A 22,779-nucleotide genomic window follows, 5' to 3' on the forward strand; every position below is an offset into this window, starting at 1 on the left:
TTTATATTTTAGCAAAAATATTAAAACTATTAAGTTCTTACTATGGACGATAGAAAAAATTATAAAAAAATGGCTTTTATGACCATCGTGTTATCCATGGTGGGACTTGCGAGTTTTGGTCAAGGTCAAGTAACTGTTGAAGATGCGATTCGAATCACATTGGAGAAAAACCTGCAGATTAAACAGGCTTCGTTAAATAAGGATCTGGCGGCTCAAGATGTATTTCAGGCCAGGTCAAACTTATATCCAGATTTGAGTTTAGGAGTTAGCCAACGCTTTAATAATGGTCTTGCGTTTGATCAAGTATCCGGAACATTGATTACAGGTAATAAATGGACGACCTCAACTGGCGCAAGTTTAAGTTCTAATGTAACCGTATTTCAAGGTTTTCAAAAAATCAATCAGATTAAGGCCAATAAGCTGTTGTTAGAATCAGCTTCCACCCAAATTGAAAAGATAAAATATGATCTGATGTTATCCGTGTTGGTCAACTATTTGGAAGCGATTACTAATAATGAGATGATGATTGCGAGCAGACAACAAATTTTATTGTCCAGAGAGCAAGTAAAAACCGATTCCATTCAATTTCAGGTAGGTAATAAAACATTGGCAGATCTATCGCAGTCTAAAAATCAGGTAGCCACAGATGAACTTAATCTCGTTAATGCTAGAAATGCATATGAATCTTCTTTATTGGCGTTAAAACAGCTCATGGAATTACCTCCGCAGACCGATCTCCAATTGGTAAAACCTAAGATAGAAGCATTCAATCATGCTTTAGGTCAATACGCCGCTGCAGAAGTTTTTGAAAAAGCTAAAAGTTTCAACCCAGAGGTTAGAAAAGCGCAGATAGACAAACAAGTTGCTATGAAGCAAATTGATATTGCAAAAGGAGGCTATTATCCTACTCTTTCGGTAGGAGTTAGCTATGGAACAAATTACTCATCAGAAGGGAGAAATCTCTATACTGGAGGGTATCTTCCTTTTGGAGATCAATTAAATCAGAATAAATCATTCGGTTCGGGTATTACGTTATCTGTTCCAATTTTTGATAATAATAGAAATAGAGTAAATGTTTCAAAAGCAAGAATCAACCTCCAATTGGCAGAAACCAATGAACAGCTTTTGGAAACAACGTTGAACAAAACTGTTAATCAAGCTGTTTTAGATCTTTCTGCGGCAGCACAGCGTTACCAATCAAGTATGTCTGCATTTAATAGCGCTACAGATGCTTTTCAGGTCATCAAGGAACGTTATGATATTGGAATGGCTAATGGTATTGAATTATTTACTGCGCAAACAAACAGAAATAAAGCTGAATTTGATTTGATTCAAGCAAAATATAATATGATCTTTAAAGATAAAATAATTGATTATTATGTTGGAAATCCTATTAAATTCGATGTCAATTAACCTTATAATGAAAATCTGAAATGGCTAAAAAGAAAAGTAAATTACCAAAAATCATACTCATAAGTGCCGTGGTTATCCTCGTATTGGTTTTAGTGGGCAGCAAATTGGGATGGTTCGGAAAAGGTGATGTCGTAAAGGTTGCCGTAGATGCAGCAAAAGAAATGAATATCAATGAGCTGGTGTCCGCTAGTGGAAAAATACAGCCTGAATTTGAAGTAAAACTAAGTTCTGAAGTATCTGGAGAGGTCGTAGAGTTGAATATCAAAGAAGGAGATATTGTTAAAAAAGGACAAGTTTTATGTCGTATCAAACCTGATATTTTGCAATCTGGATATGAGAGGTCTATAGCAACATTAAATTCACAGAAGGCAAATCTGGCTGCTGCCCAGCAACAGTTGAAACAACAACAAGCTAATTTTAGTAATGTAGAAGCTACGTACAAGCGTAATTTGGAATTATTTAATAAAAGAGTAATTTCTGCTGCTGAAATGGATAAAAGTTCATCCGAATATTATTCAACCTTAGCAGCTATTGAAGCGCAGAGGCAAAATGTACTTTCCACTAAATTTGGTATTGATCAATCACAGGCAACTGTAAAAGAAGCAAAGGATAATTTGGATCGCACCACGATCTATTCACCATCGGATGGTGTTGTATCTTTATTATCAATCGAATTGGGAGAACGTGTGGTAGGTACTGCGCAAATGGCCGGAACCGAAATCATGCGTATCGCTAATATGGATGCTATGGAAGTGAATGTTGATGTAAATGAAAATGACATCAACCGTGTACATGTTGGAAATGAAGCCGAAATCGAAGTAGATGCTTATCAAGATCGTAAATTTAAAGGTATCGTAACAGAAATTGCCTCTTCATCTAAAAATATTGCAACTGTTAGTGCAGGTTCTTCTACAGAACAGGTGACAAATTTTAATGTAAAAGTGAGAATTCAATTAAGTTCTTATGAAGATCTGTTAAAAGAAAATCGTGTTTCCCCTTTTAAACCAGGATTATCTGCCACGGTGCAGATCTTTACAAAACAACAGAAAGGTTTAGCAATTCCAATCCAATCAGTGACCATAAGAAATGGTACTGGAGTAGATAGTTTAAGTACAGATAGCCTCAAAGAATATGTGTTTGTTTTTAACAATGGTTTGGTAAAACAGACAGTTGTCAAAACAGGGATTCAAGATGATAAAAATATCATTATTTTATCGGGACTTAAAAAAGGTGATGAAGTGGTTTCTAGACCATTTGACGCTATTTCTAAAACATTGAAGAACGATAGCAAAGTAGAAAAAGTAGATAAGAATAGCTTGTAGTGATTGTTTTTGAAGTATTTGTTTGATTTACAGTTTTTTTTGTTTTATATAAAAATTTCTGTATTTTAAATAAAACTAATTCAGCATGTTACAGCAGTTTTTTAAATATTTTAAGTTATCCAGAACTGAACAGAATGGTTTCTTTGTACTCTGTACATTGATATTATTGCTGTTCAGTTTTCCTTATATGGCCAATTTTTTTAATAAAACTGATTATGACTCGTATACTATTCAAGCATTTTCACTGTCTGAAAAAGCGGCAATCGCTAGTTCTGATCATCAAAGAGCTGAATCTTCAATGAGAATGAATACCCCCACTAAAGATGTGCATACAGAAAAAAGCTTGTTTCAGTTTGATCCCAATACTTTAGATCAGAAGGGATGGATGAAATTGGGTTTTACGGAAAAGCAGGTCAAGGTTCTACTCAATTTTAGAGATAAAGGAGGAAAGTTTTACAAAAAGGAAGATCTTGCCAAAATCTATTCCATTTCGCTAGCTGAATATAAACGATTAGAAAATTTTATTGCAATTTCACCAACGTTTACTCAAAAACAAACTCAGGATAGGTTAGAAAATCGCGCTAGTATAAGTAATAATGATTCGGGCAAGAAAAACTTATCCATCACAATCGATATCAATACTGGCGATACTACAGCTTTCATGATCTTAAAAGGAATCGGGTCCACATTGTCAAAACGAATTGTAAAATATCGAGAATCCTTAGGTGGTTTTGTTTCTATAGAACAAATTAAAGAAGTGTATGGATTACCCTCCGAAACATTTGAGGCCATACTTCCAAATTTAAAAATTAGTCATCAGGCTTCTGTTGCCAAACTTGATATTAATCAGCTGGATGTAAAATCTTTATCTCAGCACCCTTACATCAGTTTTAAGCAGGCAACAGCAATAGTCAATTACCGCAATCGGCACGGTCGTTTTCAAAATTTGATTGATTTAAAAAAGGTCCTCCTATTAGATGATGATTTTTTGCGTAAACTTGCGCCATATTTAACATTTTAAAGATGCTTGAAGAAAAATTAAAACATATCGTACGTGATGTACATGATTTTCCAAAACCTGGAATCGTTTTTAAAGATATCACACCTTTATTGCAAGATGCGCAGCTTTGCACAGAGATGGTGGACGCATTTGTAGAAAAATTAAAAGATTGTCAAATGGATGCTGTAGCCGGGATCGAAAGTAGAGGCTTTTTATTTGGATTGATGTTAGCCAATCGCTTACAGGTGCCTTTTATTCCTATTCGTAAGCAAGGTAAATTACCTTTTCATACGATTTCAGAATCATATGCTCTTGAGTATGGACAGGCTACTATCGAAATGCATGAAGATGCTTTTCCAAAAGGAAGTAAGGTTTTGATACATGATGATTTATTGGCTACAGGAGGTACAGTTGTGGCTGCTAGTAAATTGATCGAAAAATTAGGCGGTGAAGTTGCAGGTTATTGTTTTGTCATCAGTTTAGATTTTTTAAATAGTCAGGGAAGATTAACTAGATTTAGTCCCCACATTTTTTCTTTAGCACATTATAAATAATTTAATTTATAAAAATCCCCAATATATTTTATGGAATGGATCTCAGACCCACAAATTTGGATTTCACTGCTTACATTGACTGTACTAGAAGTGGTACTTGGTATCGATAATATTGTTTTTATATCGATTCTCAGTGGCAAACTTCCTGCCGAGCAGCAAAAGAAAGCACGTCAGTTAGGCTTAATATTAGCATTGGTAACGCGTGTATTGTTGTTATTCTCTATCAAATGGATTATGTCATTGACAGAACCCTTTATCAATCTAGCGACCACGTTTGGTATTGATAATCCCGATTGGTCCCGTTATTTGGAATTATCAGGAAGAGATTTGATTTTATTTATTGGAGGCCTATTTTTAATTTATAAAAGTACAACGGAGATACATCATAAAATGGATGGTCCACACGATGAACAAAAAGTAATCAAAAAAAGTGCAACTTTTATGAGCACAATCTTTCAAATACTGGTACTGGATATTGTTTTTTCATTAGATTCCGTGATTACAGCTGTTGGTATGGTAGATCAGATTGGGGTTATGGTTGCTGCCGTTATTATTGCCGTATTGATTATGTTACTATCTGCAGAGCAAATCAGTAAGTTTGTGAATGATTATCCATCGGTGAAGATGTTGGCACTGTCATTCCTTCTTCTAATTGGGGTATCATTGACAGCAGAAGCATTTGATCAGCATATTCCTAAAGGATATATTTATTTTGCGATGGCGTTTTCTGTTCTAGTAGAATTTTTAAATATTAAAAGTGAGAAAAAACATTTGCAAAAGCAAAGTGATAAATAAGGAAATAATTAATTAAGCAAAAAGGCTATCACATGTGATAGCCTTTTTGCTTAATTAATTTAAAGCTTATCATAAGCTCAAGTCTGCAGCTTGTGCTATTTTTTTAGGAATATCGATATTTTCCATTTTATGTGTAAACAGTTCTGAACCAGCTCCAATAGCATAAATCGGAACATAACCTGCGGAGTGATTTCCAGATCCCCAAGAAATATTAGCAACTTCATTTAAAGTTTTAACAGCTACCGAAGCCAGCTTATCGTCATTGGCATAGAGACTCTTTTCAGTTGCATGAACATGTTTGATAAAACTATTTTCATAAGCCTCAAAGATTACTTTCTCTTGATTTGCATTGACTTTAACTTGAGTCCATAAGCCCAGATGATCGGCCAATACAGTTTTGATTTGTTCCCAAGTAGCATTCGGTTGATTTATTCGTAATTTAGAAATTATCTTAGAGAGTTCTCCTTGTGAAACTTTTTGATTAGCAAGAGCTTTAAAGTTTAGATTACTACTTCCAGTACCCAATGTCATGCCACCTGTTTCATGGTCAGCAGTAATGATGATGAGTGTTTCTTCTGGGTACTTTAAGTAAAAATCATACGCTACTTGAACAGAGTTATTGAAATCGACCACTTCGTGCAGCGTAGTAGCAGCATCATTGCTATGGCTTGACCAATCAATCTTGCCACCTTCGACCATTAAGAAAAAACCTTTGTCATTATTTTTAGTAAGTGATTCAATTGCTACTTCCGTAATTTCTTTGAGATTTAGATCACCATCTTTTTGATCAATCGCAAATTTTAAAGATTCTGGATCAGTATCTTTATTATTCATCAAGATCATCTTGCTTGCTTTTCTTTTTAAACGATCATAATCTGCTTTTCCGAATGCTAAAGTATATCCTGATTTCTCAAATAAGTTAAAGATCGAAGTAACAGATTCTTGAGCAGCATTAGTATTATGCTTTAAAAACCCAGATCCAGCAAAAAAATCAAAATTTGATTTTGTGATATCTGTTGCTATTTCATAATACTTGTTTCTATTGGTTTGGTGTGCATAGAACGAAGCAGGAGTAGCATGATCGATACTCACGCTTGTTGTGATTCCAACTTTTAATCCTTTCTCTTTAGCTGCATATGCGATACTTTTCAATGGTTTAGTTTGTGAAGAATCCATTCCGATCACGCCATTTTTTGTTTTAGAACCGACTGCAAGCGCGGTGCCGCCTGCTGCTGAATCCGTAATACCATTAGAAAGGGAATAGGTAGATGCAAAAGTAGCTATTGGGAATTGTGAAAAAATTAGCGGTTTCACACCGATCCGATTTTCAAGATCTGCCAGATATACTTCTGTTGAATTTACCTGATTCAATCCCATACCGTCGCCGATCATGTAGAATATATATTTCGGTTTATTTTGAGCAAATAAAATGGATAGTGATGCTAAGTAGAAAAAAGTCGTTGCGAATGTACGTGTAATCATGTCTAAAATTATGTTAGTATTGGTATTAAAATGAATGTATTGTGTGCATGAGGTGGCGAATATAACAAACCTATATTTGCTTAATGTTAAGTTTTAGATTATGGTGGAAACGAGCATAATTGCTCGAATCGAGTTAGTGATATGAAAGAACTAACATTTATTTAAAATACTATATTAAAATGCAATGTAAAAACAATTCTTGCAAGATAATTGTTACAATATGGTGAAATTGTATAATATCAGTTGATATAGCAATATCACTTACTATAACAGATAAACTAAAATTTGAACATTATGGAAATTAATCTTTTAAATTCTGCTAAAGAATTTTTTAACGATGATATCTTGTCTAAGCTCGGTAATTCCGTAGGAGAAGATAAAGAAAATGTAAGGACTGCAATTAATGCAATTGTGCCTGCTGTTTTTATTGGTTTACAAAAGGAATCAGGGATAGGTTTGAGTTCTATTGTTGAAAAAGCTAAACAATATTATGGAGATTTTAATTTTAGTGACTTCTTAAAGACAAATTCAGAAACCGGTCGCATCAATGGGTTGGTAGATGCAGAGCCTCTAGAGCCACATCATAATGATTTATTAAGTTCAATTTTTGGAGATAAACTGAATACTATTATTTCCTCGCTATCAAGTTTTGTTGGAGGCAATGGATCGACTGTTGAGAAATTATTGAATCTTTCCCTCCCGGCCGTATTTTCAAGTTTGACACAAAATGGAACCAATTGGAGCGTAAGTTCCATTGGCAGATTGTTGGATGAAAATAAACATCATTTTACAGCAGCTTTACCATCAGGTCTAGGTCTTGCGGTATTTGGAACTTCCTTTGCTCATGATGATCAGATAACATCATCGACAACTGACGGGATACCCCATGAAAGTACAACACCCGATATCCCGGTAACTGATAAACCAGTAGAAGCTATACTCGTATCAGTTCCACTCGCTAAAAAGGACGAACCACCTGTAAGTCATCCAAGCGATGTCACAGATGAGGCTGTTGCTAAGGATGAAGAATTGACTGTGGTGACCCCACCAGTTGTTTCTCCTGCGGAAGCAACACATGATGAACCGTTAACTGTTGTGCCACCAGTAGTGCCTCCAATTGATCATGTGCCAATTATTCCTCCTCCTCCAGCAGGGCCTACTGTGGATCCTTTGCATACCGAAACTCCACCATCAGGTGGTGGTGGAATCTGGAAGATCTTGATACCAATTGTTATCATTGCGGTTCTATGGTTCTTATTTGGAAAAGGTTGCAAAGGAGATAAGGATCAGGTTGCAGCAACGGATAGTGTTGAAAGAACGGCTGTAGATACGGGGACCACTGTTGTTGCAGTTGTTCCTGTAGTAAGAGAAAGTTTAGAAGTTATTTTACCTGATGGGGTTAAATTGAAAGCTTATAAGGGCGGTATTGAGGATCAACTGGTTCAGTTTCTCAAAACGGATTATAAATCTATGAGCGAAGATCAGTTAAAAGATAAATGGTTCAATTTTGATAATTTGAATTTTGAAACAGGGACGGCTAAAGTATTGCCTGAAAGTCAAGTGCAATTAGAAAATTTAGCTGCCATTTTGAAGGCATTTCCAGATGCGACCATTAAGATTGGAGGATATACAGATAAAACTGGAAATGAAGGTTTTAATAAAAAATTATCTACTGACCGCGCTCAAGTAGTTCAAGTTTATTTGGTAGGAAAAGGACCGAGTAGTCAAGTGATCGGAGCAGAAGGGTATGGCTCTGAGTTTGCAAAAGCCGCAGCTGATGCACCTGAATCTGAACGGATATTGGATCGTATTGTTGCTGTAAGTGTACGATAGATTTCAATTTTCGAAATAAAAAAGGAGTTGAATCATATTCACCTCCTTTTTTTATTTCATAATAATATTGCATTTTTGCGAGTATGGAACAACAGTTAAAGGAAATTTTAAAATCTGACTTTGAAAAATATATGCGTTTTGCCGTACAATCAACTACTGGATTTGGATTTGATGTTTTCGGTGAATACGCGGTATCTGTATTAAACTTTTATGTTGGAAGTGCAATTTTAAACTATCAAAACAAACTTGAAGGTTCCTTATATTTGCTAGAATTATATAATGTAGGTCTTGGCGGGGTTATGACAAAAGAAGATAGAAAAGAGTTGGCTCAAGTTTTTGCACAAGATCCAACTCTTGATTATGGTGTTTTAAAACCAATTTTTGGTTAATCTTGTTGAGTCCAAACCAAGTTCTCAATAGCATAACCAGATTTTCGAGCATACTCCAGATATGCTAATTTTACTTCATCTGGTATATTTTTTTCTCGAGACAGTATCCACATATAATCCAAATTATCACCAAAAACCAGTGCATACTGATAATTTTGATCAAGTTTTACTATATGATAACCACTATAGAAAGGACCAAAAAAAGATACTTTTAAAGCTCCTTTTTTTTGCGAATCCTTAAATTTTGCTTTACCAATGGACTGTTTCCATTTATTTTTGTGATCATGAAATCCTTGGTTATTGACAGCAATACTTCCATCATCATTCTTGTTATAAGTCGCAGTTACCTGAGATAAACCTTTTTCCCATTTGAAATCTAATCGTGCGATTTCATACCATTTACCTAAGTAACGATCGATATCAAATGGCTCGATGACCTTCACCTTCGATTTGACAGGCTTCAATGCATTGTAAGCTAATGTTACTGCGGCAGTAGTGGCAAGTAAGAGTAGTGATTTTTTCTTATCCATCGTTTTATGATTTATTCTAAAAATATAAAGTGTTCCGAATATGATATGCAATAAAAACGCCAAAGAGGATTTGAATGTTTGGTGCTTTATGAAAATAAAAGTAGTAATTTCGTTATTTTAAAATTTAACGCGGTGTATTCAAGAGAAGAAGTAAAACAATTAAAGGAAACTTTTTGGACCCGATTTGGGCAGTATATGGCATTACACACTTCTGCAGATGGTGAGAAGATCAATTGGGTAAATTATAGGACGGGAATTAAAAATCTTCGCTTCAAAATGGAAGCAGATAAACGTGTGGCTTTAATCGCCATCGAGTGGACCCATCAAGATATATCCATGCGAAGATTAATGTGGGAACAATTTGAAGAGTATCGTAATATGTTGACAGGCATACTGGGAGAGGAGTGGATTTGGGATTTAGAAGTAGTAGATGAGCTGGGCAAATTGGTGAGTATGATTTACACGACCATGGAGGGAAAGAGTATTTTTAAACAAGAAGATTGGCCAGATCTTATCTCTTTCTTCAAGCCACGATTAATGGCATTGGATGAATTCTGGTGCGATGCACAATACGGATTTGAAATTTTTAAAAGTTAAATTGTTACGTGAATAGGGTTTTATTTGAGGATGTAATTTTTACCTTTGCGCTAAAATTGTATTGTTTATGAAAAATATACTAAAAAGTCTGATTGTACTCGCCATGACTTTGCAGATTTCTTCCGTATTCGCTTGGGGATCTACTGGACATCGCGTGGTTGCCGAGGTTGCAGAACGTCATTTGACGAAAAAAGCAAAAAAAAATATTCAAAAAATAATTGGCAATCAAAAACTGGCTTATTGGGCAAATTGGGGTGATTTTATTAAATCGGATCCACATGATGAATTTAAAAAATTAGGAAATTCCCACTTTATAAATACCAATCCACATTTACCTTGGGCCGATTTTCAATTGGCAATGGAAAATTCAAATGATGAAAATTTATATAAATCTGTATTAAGGTTAGAGCAGTCATTTGCAGATAAAGATTTATCACTGGAGAAAAAGAAACAAAATTTATACATGTTGATTCATTTAATTGGTGACGCGCATCAACCGATGCACGTCAGTAGAGCTGAGGATCAGGGTGGTAATAAAATTGAAGTAAGCTGGTTTGGCAAAAAATCCAATATTCACCGTGTTTGGGATTCTGATTTGATCGATGGTGAGAAATACAGTTATACCGAGTATGCAACGGTATTGGATATCTTAAATAAAAATGAAGTGAAACAATTACAAGGAGGAACGTTGGCCAGTTGGTTATTTGAATCAAATCAACTATCAGATAAAATATATGCTGATGTTGAGCTTAATGCGAACTTGTCTTACAACTATATTTACAATAACATTTATACTGCAGAAAACTGCATGTTAAAAGGTGGTTTACGTTTAGCAAAAGTATTGAATGATGTTTTTGGCTAATCATTAGTATTTTAGAATACCGAAAAGGGAAATGAAATGATTCATTTCCCTTTTTTTATATCTTTTTTTGGTTTCGGTATTATTGTTGTTATCAGTTAAATACAACGAATTTCATGTCGTTTCCATTTTTTTCCTTCATATATGACGATATCACTACTGTTTAAAAAAATAACACCTTTTGCCAAACCTTATAAAAATCTTATTTTTTATACTTTAATTTTGACCTTAATAGGCTCTTTTGCTGCACAGATCAATGCCTTTATTTTGAAGTATACGGTTGATTCGATCAGTGATTTGATGGTGGCAAAAGAACCTTTATCAAAAGGGATGCATTTGATAGGTGTTATTTCGGGAGTACTTTTGGTCAAAGAGATTGTCTATTCTTTTATCCAATTTGGTCAGAAGTTCTATGGTGAGAAACTACGTATATTTATTGCCCGTGATTTTTCACAACGCATTGTAGAAAAAATCCTGACTTATAAGATGGCCTTTTACACGTCAGAAGAAAATGAAAGTGGCAAATTGCAAACACGGATCGACTCGGGTATCAGCTCACTGACGCGATTAGTCCAAAATTTCTTTATCGATATCTTACCGTTGTTTGCTAATGCGATTGTAGCCCTTGTTTGTATGTTTATGGCAAACCTATATGTAGGTCTAGTGGGCTTGGCGGTTATACCCATTTATTTTTATATCAGCCAGACACAAGCGGGAAAATTAAGTGGATTTAGACGTCAAATGCGTAAGTATAGAGAATCTAAGAATAATAGAATCATCAATTTGATTGACTCTATATTGGTTATTAAATCTTTTGTTCGCGAACCTGAAGAGGCCGATCGACATGAAAAGATCCAGTATGAGATGACCGAAAATCAGATGCAAACACGTAAAACGAGTTTCATTTTTGATAGCCTAAAGAACTTTATTGAACAAATAGCTGTCGTTGCCATCATTGTGTTAACCGCTTTTTTGGTCTTGGACAACCAGATTACCATTGGAGCAATCATGTTTCACATTATGCTATTTTCCAATGTCTCGGCACCAATCCGCCAATTGCATCGCATCTATGATGAAGTAAACGATGCTTTAATCTACTCGGAATCTTTTTTCGAAATACTGGAATCTGACGATCTGATAGAAGGAAGTGGAACTTTCAGACCTGATCAAATCAAAGGTCACATAGCGATTGAAGATGTATCATTTGAGTACCCCAATGGAACTCATGCGCTCAGAGATATATCCTTTGAAATAAAACCCAATCAGATCACAGCTCTAGTTGGATTGAGTGGAGCTGGAAAAAGCACAGTGATCAATCTGCTCGACAAATTTTATGAACCTACAGCAGGAAGAATACTATTGGATGGTGTGGATCTTAAAAATTATGATACCAATTTTTTGCGGAAAAATATCGGTATGGTACTGCAACGCAATCATATTTTTAAAGGATCGATTTTCGAAAATATTGAATATGGAAAAATAGGGAGTTCAAAGGAAGAAATCATCCAGGCAGCAAAAGATGCTTATATCCATGAACAAATTATGGAATTGCCACAAGGGTATGACTCTGGTGCTCATCTGTTATCTGGAGGTCAACAACAACGTATTGCGATTGCTCGATTATTTTTAAAAAATCCACCAATCATCTTCTTGGATGAACCAACAGCAAATTTAGATGCAATCGCTACTGAGCAGATAAAAAATAGCTTAGATGCAATCAAAAAGGATCGTACGGTTATTATTGTTTCGCATAGTATCTCTCAAATTATTGATTCCAATGAGATCGTGGTGATGGAAAAAGGCAGGGTAGTAGAAAAGGGTATTCATGAAGATCTTTACGATCGGAGGGGCACATATTATAAAATATTCTCTGCTATGGCCAATAGTCTTAATTTAGATAAAATTAGTAAGACACTCAATCATTAATTGTTTTTGCTATGAAGATACATACCTACCACCACTAAGAAAATCCCCAAAGTAGCTAGGTTGTTAGGGAAAGGACTGTTTAAAATAATGATTTCACCTACTAAAGTAAAGATCACTTCCATCGCTTGGGTCGCCTCTACAGCAGCAAGTCCTTGATGATCATGTTGCACAAGTTCTGTTCCTTTAAAGAATAGCAATGTGGCTATGACACCCGAAAATACGGCTACGAGTAGCGTTTGGATGAGTTGATCTTGATTTGGAAGTCCATGTTCTTGGTAGCCATATGCCATCAGAATGATCCAGAAAGGCATACTCGCCAGCGTCATGCCCAACGTGCGTTGATAAGTATCCAAACTGCCTTGTGTCATACTCATCATTTTACGGTTACCCAGCGGATAGGCAATTGCGGCTATTAAAACTGGAATGGCACCTCCTAATATCGTTGACCAAGAAGTGGATTTGGCTTCAGAAATTTGCATGATTATAATACCCAAGAAAATGAGGCAAGAAAAAAATAAAGAAGCTTTCGAGAAAGGTTGTGTATTTCCTTTTTTTTCCAGTATAGGACCAATACACATACCAGCTATTATGGTAAATTCAAATGTGCCTGCAACTAACCAAGAGGGGCCGTAGCTAGCACCGAATGTCAATAGTGCATAAAAAAGTCCAAATCCAATTGTACTCCAGAGCACCCATTGTCCTAATTTTTTTTTCATCTCCACCAATAGCTGTTTAAGATTTCCCCGTATAATAACGATGAGTAATAATAGAGGCAGCATCCATACAAAGCGTAAGGCTGCTGACCACTGCCATCCACCCCCAGAAACAGCCATGATACGGTTAAGTACAAATGTGCTTGCAAAAAATAAGGAGGCTAATATACCGAGTGAAAGTGCTTTTGATTTATTTGTAAGGAGCATATTTTGTAAGCATGAAGATTAATCTCTTCTAAAGTAATTAATGGATATGACAATAACAAGAGATCATGTATCCCATATCTTGAAAAGATATTCTTGATTTATGCATCAATTGTTACTAAAATTTGTTTATTTTGCATCCTTAATAAAACATGAGTAAGAAAATTAATCATTATGATTATACAACCAAGAACTAGAGGTTTTATTTGTTTAACCTCGCATCCAGAAGGAACTGCGCAAAACATTAAAAACCAGATTGAATACGTAAAATCCAAAGGCGAAATTGCCAATGGCCCTAAGAAAGTATTGGTCATTGGTGCATCTACGGGATTTGGTATTGCATCTCGTATTTCGGCAGCATTTGGTTCTGGAGCAGCAACGATTGGCGTATTTTTTGAAAAACCAGCAGCAGAAGGTAAACCTGGTACAGCTGGTTGGTACAATACCGCTGCTTTTGAAAAAGAAGCACAAGAAGCTGGTCTTTATGCAAAAAGTATCAATGGCGATGCTTTTTCAGATGAAATCAAAAAACAAACGATCGAACTAATTAAACAAGACTTAGGTCAAGTAGATTTAGTCATTTACAGTTTAGCTTCTCCACGAAGAACACATCCGAAAACAGGCGTTGCATATGCATCTGTTTTGAAACCAATCGATGTTCCTTTTACAAATAAAACAGTAGATTTTCATACTGGTGTAGTTTCTGATATCACAATCAATCCGATTGATAATGAAGAAGATATTTCAAATACAGTAGCAGTGATGGGTGGTGAAGATTGGAAATTCTGGATGGAAGATTTAAAAGAAGCTGGAGTTTTAGCAGACGGTGCTAAGACTGTTGCTTATTCTTATATCGGCCCTGAGCTTACATTCCCAATTTATCGTAATGGTACAATTGGTCGTGCTAAAGATGATTTAGAAGGTACTGTCCCAGCGATCAATGCATTATTGAAAGACATTAACGGTATCTCTTATGTATCTGTTAATAAAGCTTTAGTTACACAGTCGAGTTCAGCAATTCCTGTTGTTCCTTTATATATTTCATTATTATATAAAGTCATGAAAGAAAAAGGAATTCACGAAGGAACAATCGAGCAGATGCAACGATTATTTGCAGAACGTCTTTATACAGCTGATGGTCAAGTTCAATTGGACGAGAAAGGCCGTATCCGTGTTGACGATTTAGAAATGAGAGCTGATGTACAAGCTGAGGTTGCAGCACTTTGGGAACAAGCATGTACAGAGAATTTATCTGAAATTTCAGACATTCAAGGTTACCGTGACGAATTCTTTAACCTATTTGGTTTTAATTTTGATGGTATCGATTATAATGCTGATACCAATGAGCTGGTCAATATACCAAGTATCTAAGATTATTAAATTCTTATCATAAATAATAAAGGCGACCTTTGGTCGCCTTTATTATTTATGAACAGTTTGTGATGTCATTTTGAAAAGCTCTTGAAGTGTTTTCCAATTTCTTGTCGTAGCAGATACTTTTAGCTTTGATTCGATTAGGTTATTCGTTAATTTGGTTTTCCCATACCCATTTGGGCAGTATAGATAAACGGTTCTATCGACTAAAAAGATTTCTTCCTCAGGATGTTTCTTTTCCCTTAGAGTAGCGATATCATTTGATTTTGGTTTTTCAGCTAATAGGGTGACATGAAAAAAAGTGACATCTTTATCAAGCTGTGCAGATAGGGGATTTTGATTGATGATATGATCCAATTCATCCCTATGAATAACAATACATGGAATATCGTAACCGAAATGCTGTAAAATCATATTGCTGATCATATTTTCCAAAGTCTTTTCATCTGTGATATCGGAGTGAAATATCATATTTCCACTTTGGATATAGGTAGTGATTTGTTGAAATCCTAATAATTGAAGAGCATGTCGCAAAGCTTCCATTTTGATGAGATGGCGACCGCTTACATTGATCCCTCTTAAAACTGCAACATACATAAGTTGTTCTTTAATTTATTTGACCAAAAATGAATCACCTGAAGTCAGGATAATATCAAAGATAAGCATTGATATTTCGTTATGCTAAGCATAGTTTGAAATATCATCATGCAATCGGAAATAGTAAAAAAGGCTCATAATAAATTTATGAGCCTTTTTTTAAAATCGTTTAATCCGGATGATTAGTGTTTGAAATGGCGCACACCTGTGGTCACCATTGCTAATCCTTTTTCATTACACATATCTATAGATAACTGATCTTTGATCGATCCTCCTGGTTGAAGCACTGCTGCGATCCCCGCTTCAGCTGCAATTTCAACACAGTCAGGGAAAGGGAAGAAAGCATCAGAAGCCATTGAACAACCTTTTAAGTCAAACCCAAAGGCATTTGCTTTTTCAATAGCTTGTTTCAAAGAGTCAACTCGTGATGTCTGGCCTACACCAGAAGTAATTAATGTACCATTTTTAGCAAATACAATTGTATTTGATTTGGTATGTTTCACAATTTTGTTTGCGAAAAATAAGTCTTCTAATTGAGCTGCTGTTGGTACAATACGAGTAACTGCGGTCATTTCCTCAGGACCTTCAACTGTATTGTCCTTATCTTGTTGGATAACCCCGTTTAACAATGTTTTGAATTGTTGTGTAGGTAATTCTACTTCTTTGCGCACTAAAATAATACGGTTTTTCTTTGCTGTAAGAATTGCAATTGCTTCTTCAGAGTAAGCAGGTGCGATGAGCACTTCAAAAAACAAATTGTTGATTTCTGTCGCAGTTTCAGCATCGACCTCACCATTTGTAATCAATACACCACCAAATGCAGAAACTGGATCACATGCTAAGGCATCAACCCATGCTTGTTTGATAGTTGGACGTGAAGCTACTCCACAAGCATTTGTATGTTTTAAAATTGCAAATGTTGGTTCTGTAAATTCATCAATAATTGCTACTGCAGCATCAACATCTACTAAATTGTTATAAGATAATTCTTTACCGTTCAATTTAGTAAACATCGCATCTAAGTCACCATAGAAAATACCTTTTTGATGTGGGTTTTCGCCGTAACGCAATACTTGAGCTTTTTGTTCAGATTGTTTGAATACATCCAATGTATTTTCTTTATTGAAGTAATTGAAAATAGCAGTGTCATAATGAGATGATGTATTGAAAGCAAGCTTAGCAAATTCTTTACGTTGTTCCAAAGTAGTTGTTCCTTCTTGATTGGCTAACATTTCTTCTAATGCCGTATAATCATTTTTTGAAGATAAAATTACGACATCATTAAAGTTTTTGGCAGCTGCACGAATCAATGAAATACCACCGATATCAATTTTTTCGATGATGTCTTCCTCTGAAGCTCCAGAAGCGACCGTTTCTTCAAATGGATATAAATCAACAATGACTAAATCGATCTCTGGGATCTCATATTGTGCTAATTGCTGTTGATCACTTTCTAAAGGTCTTCTTGCTAATATACCACCAAATACTTTTGGGTGTAATGTTTTTACACGACCTCCTAAAATAGAAGGATAGCTCGTTAAGTCTTCTACAGGAACTACATCAATACCTAAATCTTTGATGAAAGCTTCTGTGCCACCTGTAGAATAGAAGGTAACACCGTATTTGTTTAATAATTGAATTAATGGTGCTAAGTTGTCTTTATAATATACAGACACTAAAGCATTTTTAATCTTTACAGAATGGCTCATTAGTATAATTTGTTTGCTGGCGCAAAGATAGCTAAATAATAAGTATACACAAACCCTTTAGCACAGATTGAAAACAAAAAAGACTGCATCATGCAGTCTTTTAATCGTTATTTATAAATTTTATCTTTTAGTTCCTGACAGATATCATCCGTGATCTTCCAAATTGGTTCTGGATCATCCGTATTATTGATAATAACCTGATCACAAGTGTTTTTATAGGGCAATAAATATTCATTATAAGATGGCAATACATGGTTAATCCACTTATATCGAACATCTTCTTCAAAATAACCGCGCTCGATCAAATCACGGCGCAACCTGCGCTCTAAAGCGATATCTTGATTTGCATCCAAAAATATACGATGATCGATTAACTGATTTACTTCCGTATAATGGTAGATAAATAAACCTTCAATAATTAGAATCGGTGCTGGTTTAATTTCCAACATTTTAGGCTTTATCGCGGGATTGTTGAACGTATATTCTTCTTTATGAATTGTTTTACCTTCAAATAGGTCACTAATATCTTTGTAAAAAGCATTACGATCGATAGAAGTTGGAAGATCAAAATTGTACAATTTATTTTCCTCCTGCGTTTTTGTATTCGCAGGAATGTAATAGTCATCTTGTGAAATAAGCGTTACTTCTTGAGGACTAAAGTGTTTTAAAAAACAGTTCAGAAAAAATGTTTTACCGGAACCGCTGCTACCTGCGATTCCAATGACATATGGTTTTTTATTCATTTAATATATAATATTCGAAAAGAATCGATGCGTATTAGTCCTCTAGTGGAACTCCGTAAGTAATTTCGACTTGAAAGCGTTTATCTAATGCGCCAATATAGGCAGCCGCAGACTTTGATAAAACAACTATTGCATTGTGCGTATCTGCATTTTCATTAAATTTCCCAACGACTTTAGCATAAGTGACACTTCTGGTCATGGGGTTCGTAATTTTTAAAACAGTACCAATAGCCGCTGTTTTATGAAGGGCTAAATTGCTTGTTCCACTTTCGTTTAATCCATCAATCCAAACACCGATCCCACGTTCTGTTTTTTCACGGATACCATATTTATTGGCTGTAATAGCCGGCTCTTCTGTAGTGGTGGTATCCGGAGTAATTAAAAGGGTATCTGGTTTTTGTGGAATAATAAAAGTACCATTACTTGGGATTTTTAAAATCTGACCCCCACTGATATTATTAGAACGCAGATTATTGGCTCTTTTGATTTCTTCAACCGTTACATCAAATTTACGGGATATTGCATAAAGCGTCTCTTGGTCACCTACCTTATAGTCGATGAGTTCTTTTTGAGTTCCTTTATTGTTGTTATTTTTTGGATTGCTTGGGGTTACATAAAACATTCTTCCTGTTGGGATTTTAACAATCTGTCCAACAGCTAACGTTTTATTTCCATTTAACTCTGTTATTTTTCCAACACTTGTTTTGTATCGCTTACTCAATTGATAATAGTTATCCCCTTTTTCAATTTTGAAAAGAACATATTCCTGACCATCAATTTTTTCGACTCCTACTGAATCAGGAACAGCCGTTACAGAAAATGTGCCCGCTGACACTTTGTTATGATTGATCGCTAACATTGTTAATGATAAGAATGCTAGTGTTTTATATGTGGTAGATTTTGATAGAATATTCATCATGTTTTACAATTATACTAAATACGATACAAATTCCTGTTTATTGTGTGTTAAAAGAAAAATCTGACACCCAATCTGAAAATAAATTTGTACCAATTTTAAATCTAGATCCTGAATAATTACGGCTTCATCTAGAATTTGTTTTTGATCAGAGATCAGTAATCTGACCGTATATTTATCCTGCTGTTTTTCATGAAAGCACCATAAAAAATGATCATGACATTTACTGATCCAAAGATCTTCATTATTTTTATAATGTTGCAAAAATGCCGGTTTTTCAGCATTAAATTCCAATGGAAAGACTATATCATTATCAAAAGGTTTAATTTCTGCTGGTATGCTGGTTAAAACTTCATCATCTATAAGTGAAAAGTAGAGTTCAAAACCCGAAGTGATATGCTGGGGCCTCATTTGGATATAGCCGTTCAGTATACCCAGATATTGATACTGATGAAACAATGAGGTCGTATTTGGATTGGTATAATCGATTATCCATAACCCGGGTGATACAGGGCTATTTTCCGATACTTTTTTCAAAATGACTTTTTTACCCTGTATAGCGGTCAATGTCCATTCCTTTTCAGGCAAGATATAATGATCCAAATGCACTAGCCCATCAAAATCCATAACACTAATATATGGTAAGGTATTTTGGGGATCACGGCACTCTATTGCGATTAATTTACTCTTTTCATCTATTTCTATTTTCCAGATCGGAAATCTGAATGTTTGAGAAAATGCATTAGAAATAGTATATTTAGACATAGCAAATGTATTAATCGCTCGTTTATTATTTTTAATAATCTTATTTATGGAAAGCAAAATTAGTAAATCATTTTTAATAACAGTCTTTTTAAGCTTGGTATTATTCTCGTCAAGTTTTGCTCAAAAGGTTTATGTGTTTGAATTAAAGGATGATATAGGGCCAAGTTCTTGGCGTACTGTTAAGCAAGTTTATGACAGTGCACAGAGTAAAAAGGTTGATTATGTATTAATGGAATTGAATACCTATGGTGGTGCCTTAAATTTTGCAGATTCGATAAGGAGTAAATTACTCGATTCTAAAATCAAAACGATTGTTTACATTAATAATAATGCGGCATCCGCGGGAGCTTTGATTTCCCTAGCCAGTGATTATATTTATATTCATCCAGGCGGTAGTATTGGAGCAGCAAGCGTGGTCAATGCCAAAGGGGAGGTGCTTCCGGAGAAATATCAATCCTACATGCGGGGATTGATGCGCGCAACTGCTGAAGCTAAAAAGCGTGATCCACAATTGGCTGAATCATTTGTTGATCCCAATGTCTCTGCACCTCATATCAAAAAAGACGGTCAGTTACTTACATTGACCAGTAGTGAAGCTGTGAAATTTGGATTAGCAAAAGCAGAAGTTGCCAACCGGGAGATGATCTATAAGGATTTGAATTTAAACCATGTGCAAGAGACCGTATATCGCAAAGGAACAATCGACCATATCATCAGTTTTTTAATTAATCCAGCTGTGAGTGGAGTTTTGATATTGTTGATCATAGGTGGTATCTATGCTGAAATGCAGGCTCCGGGATTAGGATTTGCCATCGCTGTCGCAATCGTAGCCGCACTGTTGTTTTTTGCTCCGCTCTACATTCAAGGTTTGGCCGCCAATTGGGAAATAGCAATTTTTGTCGTTGGTCTTGTCTTGCTCTTTTTAGAAGTTTTTATAATACCTGGTTTTGGAATTGCCGGTATTTTAGGAATAATTTTCGTTATTTGCGGTCTGACATTTAGTCTCGTTGCGAATGATTTTTTTGATTTTAAACTCGCTTATCCAGGTATGTTATTCAATTCATTTTTATTAGTCATAGGGGCCATGATACTATCTGTAGTATTGATGGTCATATTTGGAAAGAGTTTATTAAAAGCTCCTATTTTTAGACGTCTTGTGCTGAAAGAAGAACAAAAATCAGAAGAAGGGTATACTTCTTCCATATTAAAATCCAACCTCTTAAATAAGGAGGGTATAGCGAGAACAGTATTGCGGCCTTCAGGTAAGATCGAAATTGAAGGTGTTTGGTACGATGCTGTTGCATTAGATGGTTTTATTGAAGAAGGGGAAGAGATCTATGTAGATAAACATGAAAATTATAACTTATTCGTAAGAAGAAAAGTTGAACAAGTTTAAATTTTTCCTTCACAAAAAAGGCTTCTATTTCGTTAAAAATAGAAGCCTTTTTTGTGAAATAGTAATTAATTAGAACTTTGATCCTATTGTTAACATGACGTTTGTTCTGCTATTTTTAATATCAGCACGTGGGCTAACGGTATTCCAATCACCTTCATAAGTAATTTTATAAGGACTTTCTTTATAATTATTAGCATTATAAACGCCTGTCAAGTCCAGATAAACACCTCCACCTAATTTGGCACCTACACCTGCTGAGATACCATAGGTCTTATAGTCTGCATTTTTATAAGGATTACCATTAAAGTTGAAACCAGCTCTACCACTGAATGTTTGATCAAATAATACCTCCCCACCTAAGCGAACATTGAATGCTGCTTGATAAGTTTCTTTGATGTTATCATTCATACGTTTTTCTGTTATTCTGTTGCTATTGATATCTCTCCAACGCATACTTGAATAATCGACGAATTCCACTTCAGCTGTTAATAAACCTGCAGCGAAATATTGTGTTACACCTGCAGATAATTTGTATGGAGTTTGTAAGTTGTAGTCGTAAGAGCTATCGTAATAGTCAGATTTAAAATTCGAAAATGAAGTTTCTTCATTAGGCTTGAAATAGTTGATATCTGTGTACGCCGTAGATTCATCTGTGATCGATAGGAATGTAGGTGTTTTAGCTGTAAATCCTAAACTAAGTGAAGGAGTAGGCTTATAGATCATCCCTAATTTGAAATCAAAACCAGATCCTTGTGTTACCTGACCATAATGATCAAATAATTCATAATCTACATCTACAAATTTAGACTCTTCTTTATCTGGTTTTAAATAATCGGAATCTGGATTTAAAGCAGAGATACCAGCCGCAGTTTTCGTCATACCGTATTCTGTAAATACAGCAGATTTTTCATAACGAAAATCTGTTAAACTAAAAGTAGCACCGATATAAAATTTATTACTGTAGTTTGAACCAAAAGATAAGGCTGTTTCTGATATTCCACCTTTGCTCCATACGGAATTAAACTGTTCACTATTTTTATCTTCGGCTAAAGGAAAATAAAATTTTCCTTGCTTATCGTATGCTTCTTCGAACATAAAAGAACGATAAAAATCATTTGACCAAGCAGACCCATCGGTATCGATCATTCGATCGGCATAGGCATGAGTGATGGAATTATCGGTGTTTACACCGCTGTAATCTAATTTGTTGTCAAAAAGATTCGTACGGTTGTAAGCGATTCCAACATTGAAGTTTAACCAGCCCTTTGTTAGATCTCCACCATAGCGTGTGGTCGGCAAGTGAAAAACAACACCACCGTTGTCTATATTGAAATTATCCGTTTTACTATCACCATTACGACCAAAGTAATTGACCTTATTTTTATTATATTGATAACGTAGTGTTGCAGATGCATCAGATTGATTATAGAAACCCAAACCTGCCGGGTTACCTGTAATTGAACTGATATCTCCACCTAATGCTGTTGATGCACCACCCATTGCCTTGAAACGAGCTGTTCCTCCATTATCTCCTTGAGAAAATAAAAGTGCGTCTTCCGTATACTGGGCTTTTGCAGTGCCAACCATACCTATAGCTAGTACACTTCCAAAAAGTATTTTTTTAATAGTCATATAGTTTAATTGTTATAGTAGTAATGAAAG

21 protein-coding genes are annotated in these 22,779 nt (G+C 35.2%); 12 read left to right on the top strand and 9 right to left on the bottom strand.

Translation table 11 applies throughout. The annotated features are described in order from the left end of the window. Positions 1–42: 42 nt before the first annotated feature. From C8N37_RS02335 to C8N37_RS02355, 5 genes are all read left to right on the top strand, one after another. Positions 43–1,413, top strand: coding sequence for a TolC family protein (locus tag C8N37_RS02335; protein WP_244914321.1), 1,371 nt, complete (start codon positions 43–45; stop codon positions 1,411–1,413). A 20-nt stretch (positions 1,414–1,433) separates the two neighbouring features. Then, positions 1,434–2,735: an efflux RND transporter periplasmic adaptor subunit gene (locus C8N37_RS02340; protein ID WP_108157366.1), complete on the top strand. Its 1,302-nt coding sequence runs from the start codon at positions 1,434–1,436 to the stop codon at positions 2,733–2,735. An 85-nt stretch (positions 2,736–2,820) separates the two neighbouring features. After that, on the top strand, positions 2,821–3,756 hold the full coding sequence (locus tag C8N37_RS02345) for a ComEA family DNA-binding protein (protein ID WP_108157367.1): 936 nt from the start codon (positions 2,821–2,823) through the stop codon (positions 3,754–3,756). A gap of 2 nt (positions 3,757–3,758) precedes the next feature. Then, positions 3,759–4,289: an adenine phosphoribosyltransferase gene (locus C8N37_RS02350; RefSeq protein WP_108157368.1), complete on the top strand. Its 531-nt coding sequence runs from the start codon at positions 3,759–3,761 to the stop codon at positions 4,287–4,289. Positions 4,290–4,319: 30 nt separating this feature from the next. Next, positions 4,320–5,084 carry a TerC family protein gene (locus C8N37_RS02355; RefSeq protein WP_108157369.1) on the top strand — a complete coding sequence of 255 codons (765 nt, stop codon included), beginning with the start codon at positions 4,320–4,322 and terminating at the stop codon, positions 5,082–5,084. A gap of 69 nt (positions 5,085–5,153) precedes the next feature. Here the strand turns inward: C8N37_RS02355 and C8N37_RS02360 are convergent, their stop codons facing one another. Beyond that, entirely contained in the window at positions 5,154–6,566 is a 1,413-nt protein-coding gene (locus C8N37_RS02360) for an alkaline phosphatase (RefSeq protein WP_108157370.1), read from the bottom strand. Between the two features lie 294 nt (positions 6,567–6,860). On the opposite strand from C8N37_RS02360, the gene C8N37_RS02365 reads away from it, so the two are divergent. Next, the gene (locus C8N37_RS02365; RefSeq protein WP_108157371.1) at positions 6,861–8,399 is read left to right on the top strand and encodes an OmpA family protein; all 1,539 of its coding nucleotides are present in this window, start codon (positions 6,861–6,863) and stop codon (positions 8,397–8,399) included. An 83-nt stretch (positions 8,400–8,482) separates the two neighbouring features. Beyond that, entirely contained in the window at positions 8,483–8,788 is a 306-nt protein-coding gene (locus C8N37_RS02370) for a hypothetical protein (RefSeq protein WP_244914322.1), read from the top strand. On the opposite strand, the gene C8N37_RS02375 is transcribed toward C8N37_RS02370, so the two are convergent. Then, positions 8,785–9,318 (bottom strand): lipocalin family protein, encoded by a 534-nt coding sequence (locus C8N37_RS02375; protein WP_108157373.1) that lies wholly within the window; start codon positions 9,316–9,318, stop codon positions 8,785–8,787. The two genes, C8N37_RS02370 and C8N37_RS02375, sit on opposite strands and share 4 nt — an antisense overlap. Positions 9,319–9,450: 132 nt before the next feature. Between C8N37_RS02375 and C8N37_RS02380 the strand changes: the two genes are divergently transcribed. From C8N37_RS02380 to C8N37_RS02390, 3 genes are all read left to right on the top strand, one after another. Next, positions 9,451–9,915 (top strand): DUF4268 domain-containing protein, encoded by a 465-nt coding sequence (locus C8N37_RS02380; protein WP_108157768.1) that lies wholly within the window; start codon positions 9,451–9,453, stop codon positions 9,913–9,915. Between the two features lie 67 nt (positions 9,916–9,982). After that, positions 9,983–10,777 carry a S1/P1 nuclease gene (locus tag C8N37_RS02385; RefSeq protein WP_108157374.1) on the top strand — a complete coding sequence of 265 codons (795 nt, stop codon included), beginning with the start codon at positions 9,983–9,985 and terminating at the stop codon, positions 10,775–10,777. Positions 10,778–10,918: 141 nt separating this feature from the next. Next, complete coding sequence (locus C8N37_RS02390) at positions 10,919–12,700, top strand: ABC transporter ATP-binding protein (RefSeq protein ID WP_108157375.1); 1,782 nt, start codon at positions 10,919–10,921, stop codon at positions 12,698–12,700. Here the strand turns inward: C8N37_RS02390 and C8N37_RS02395 are convergent. Next, a complete protein-coding gene (locus C8N37_RS02395; RefSeq protein WP_108157376.1) occupies positions 12,697–13,620 on the bottom strand; it encodes a DMT family transporter in 924 nt (307 codons plus the stop codon). The two genes, C8N37_RS02390 and C8N37_RS02395, sit on opposite strands and share 4 nt — an antisense overlap. Positions 13,621–13,791: 171 nt before the next feature. On the opposite strand from C8N37_RS02395, the gene fabV reads away from it, so the two are divergent. Then, a complete protein-coding gene (fabV, locus tag C8N37_RS02400; protein ID WP_108157377.1) occupies positions 13,792–14,988 on the top strand; it encodes an enoyl-ACP reductase FabV in 1,197 nt (398 codons plus the stop codon). A gap of 51 nt (positions 14,989–15,039) precedes the next feature. Here fabV and C8N37_RS02405 read toward each other — a convergent pair whose 3' ends face one another. From C8N37_RS02405 to C8N37_RS02425, 5 genes are all read right to left on the bottom strand, one after another. Beyond that, positions 15,040–15,588, bottom strand: coding sequence for a DUF1697 domain-containing protein (locus C8N37_RS02405; protein WP_108157378.1), 549 nt, complete (start codon positions 15,586–15,588; stop codon positions 15,040–15,042). Between the two features lie 182 nt (positions 15,589–15,770). Next, the gene (purH, locus tag C8N37_RS02410) at positions 15,771–17,297 is read right to left on the bottom strand and encodes a bifunctional phosphoribosylaminoimidazolecarboxamide formyltransferase/IMP cyclohydrolase (RefSeq protein ID WP_108157379.1); all 1,527 of its coding nucleotides are present in this window, start codon (positions 17,295–17,297) and stop codon (positions 15,771–15,773) included. A gap of 107 nt (positions 17,298–17,404) precedes the next feature. Continuing rightward, the gene (locus C8N37_RS02415) at positions 17,405–18,040 is read right to left on the bottom strand and encodes a uridine kinase family protein (protein WP_108157380.1); all 636 of its coding nucleotides are present in this window, start codon (positions 18,038–18,040) and stop codon (positions 17,405–17,407) included. A gap of 34 nt (positions 18,041–18,074) precedes the next feature. Beyond that, a complete protein-coding gene (locus C8N37_RS02420; protein WP_244914323.1) occupies positions 18,075–18,959 on the bottom strand; it encodes a LysM peptidoglycan-binding domain-containing protein in 885 nt (294 codons plus the stop codon). Positions 18,960–18,968: 9 nt separating this feature from the next. Further along, positions 18,969–19,721: a hypothetical protein gene (locus C8N37_RS02425; protein WP_108157382.1), complete on the bottom strand. Its 753-nt coding sequence runs from the start codon at positions 19,719–19,721 to the stop codon at positions 18,969–18,971. Between the two features lie 46 nt (positions 19,722–19,767). On the opposite strand from C8N37_RS02425, the gene C8N37_RS02430 reads away from it, so the two are divergent. Further along, the gene (locus C8N37_RS02430; RefSeq protein ID WP_108157383.1) at positions 19,768–21,117 is read left to right on the top strand and encodes an NfeD family protein; all 1,350 of its coding nucleotides are present in this window, start codon (positions 19,768–19,770) and stop codon (positions 21,115–21,117) included. 69 nt (positions 21,118–21,186) lie between these two features. Here the strand turns inward: C8N37_RS02430 and C8N37_RS02435 are convergent, their stop codons facing one another. After that, the gene (locus C8N37_RS02435) at positions 21,187–22,749 is read right to left on the bottom strand and encodes an OmpP1/FadL family transporter (RefSeq protein WP_108157384.1); all 1,563 of its coding nucleotides are present in this window, start codon (positions 22,747–22,749) and stop codon (positions 21,187–21,189) included. Positions 22,750–22,779 lie beyond the last annotated feature (30 nt).

The organism is Sphingobacterium faecium, from assembly GCF_003054045.1.
Classification (GTDB): domain Bacteria; phylum Bacteroidota; class Bacteroidia; order Sphingobacteriales; family Sphingobacteriaceae; genus Sphingobacterium; species Sphingobacterium faecium.

What these genes read in the sequence shown, in the direction of transcription:
- C8N37_RS02335 (WP_244914321.1), top strand. Translation starts at nt 43, where the DNA reads ATGGACGATAGAAAAAATTATAAAAAAATGGCTTTTATGACCATCGTG.
- C8N37_RS02340 (WP_108157366.1), top strand. Translation starts at nt 1,434, where the DNA reads ATGGCTAAAAAGAAAAGTAAATTACCAAAAATCATACTCATAAGTGCC.
- C8N37_RS02345 (WP_108157367.1), top strand. Translation starts at nt 2,821, where the DNA reads ATGTTACAGCAGTTTTTTAAATATTTTAAGTTATCCAGAACTGAACAG.
- C8N37_RS02350 (WP_108157368.1), top strand. Translation starts at nt 3,759, where the DNA reads ATGCTTGAAGAAAAATTAAAACATATCGTACGTGATGTACATGATTTT.
- C8N37_RS02355 (WP_108157369.1), top strand. Translation starts at nt 4,320, where the DNA reads ATGGAATGGATCTCAGACCCACAAATTTGGATTTCACTGCTTACATTG.
- C8N37_RS02360 (WP_108157370.1), bottom strand. Translation starts at nt 6,566, where the DNA reads ATGATTACACGTACATTCGCAACGACTTTTTTCTACTTAGCATCACTA.
- C8N37_RS02365 (WP_108157371.1), top strand. Translation starts at nt 6,861, where the DNA reads ATGGAAATTAATCTTTTAAATTCTGCTAAAGAATTTTTTAACGATGAT.
- C8N37_RS02370 (WP_244914322.1), top strand. Translation starts at nt 8,483, where the DNA reads ATGGAACAACAGTTAAAGGAAATTTTAAAATCTGACTTTGAAAAATAT.
- C8N37_RS02375 (WP_108157373.1), bottom strand. Translation starts at nt 9,318, where the DNA reads ATGGATAAGAAAAAATCACTACTCTTACTTGCCACTACTGCCGCAGTA.
- C8N37_RS02385 (WP_108157374.1), top strand. Translation starts at nt 9,983, where the DNA reads ATGAAAAATATACTAAAAAGTCTGATTGTACTCGCCATGACTTTGCAG.
- C8N37_RS02390 (WP_108157375.1), top strand. Translation starts at nt 10,919, where the DNA reads ATGACGATATCACTACTGTTTAAAAAAATAACACCTTTTGCCAAACCT.
- C8N37_RS02395 (WP_108157376.1), bottom strand. Translation starts at nt 13,620, where the DNA reads ATGCTCCTTACAAATAAATCAAAAGCACTTTCACTCGGTATATTAGCC.
- fabV (WP_108157377.1), top strand. Translation starts at nt 13,792, where the DNA reads ATGATTATACAACCAAGAACTAGAGGTTTTATTTGTTTAACCTCGCAT.
- C8N37_RS02405 (WP_108157378.1), bottom strand. Translation starts at nt 15,588, where the DNA reads ATGTATGTTGCAGTTTTAAGAGGGATCAATGTAAGCGGTCGCCATCTC.
- purH (WP_108157379.1), bottom strand. Translation starts at nt 17,297, where the DNA reads ATGAGCCATTCTGTAAAGATTAAAAATGCTTTAGTGTCTGTATATTAT.
- C8N37_RS02415 (WP_108157380.1), bottom strand. Translation starts at nt 18,040, where the DNA reads ATGAATAAAAAACCATATGTCATTGGAATCGCAGGTAGCAGCGGTTCC.
- C8N37_RS02420 (WP_244914323.1), bottom strand. Translation starts at nt 18,959, where the DNA reads ATGATGAATATTCTATCAAAATCTACCACATATAAAACACTAGCATTC.
- C8N37_RS02425 (WP_108157382.1), bottom strand. Translation starts at nt 19,721, where the DNA reads ATGTCTAAATATACTATTTCTAATGCATTTTCTCAAACATTCAGATTT.
- C8N37_RS02430 (WP_108157383.1), top strand. Translation starts at nt 19,768, where the DNA reads ATGGAAAGCAAAATTAGTAAATCATTTTTAATAACAGTCTTTTTAAGC.
- C8N37_RS02435 (WP_108157384.1), bottom strand. Translation starts at nt 22,749, where the DNA reads ATGACTATTAAAAAAATACTTTTTGGAAGTGTACTAGCTATAGGTATG.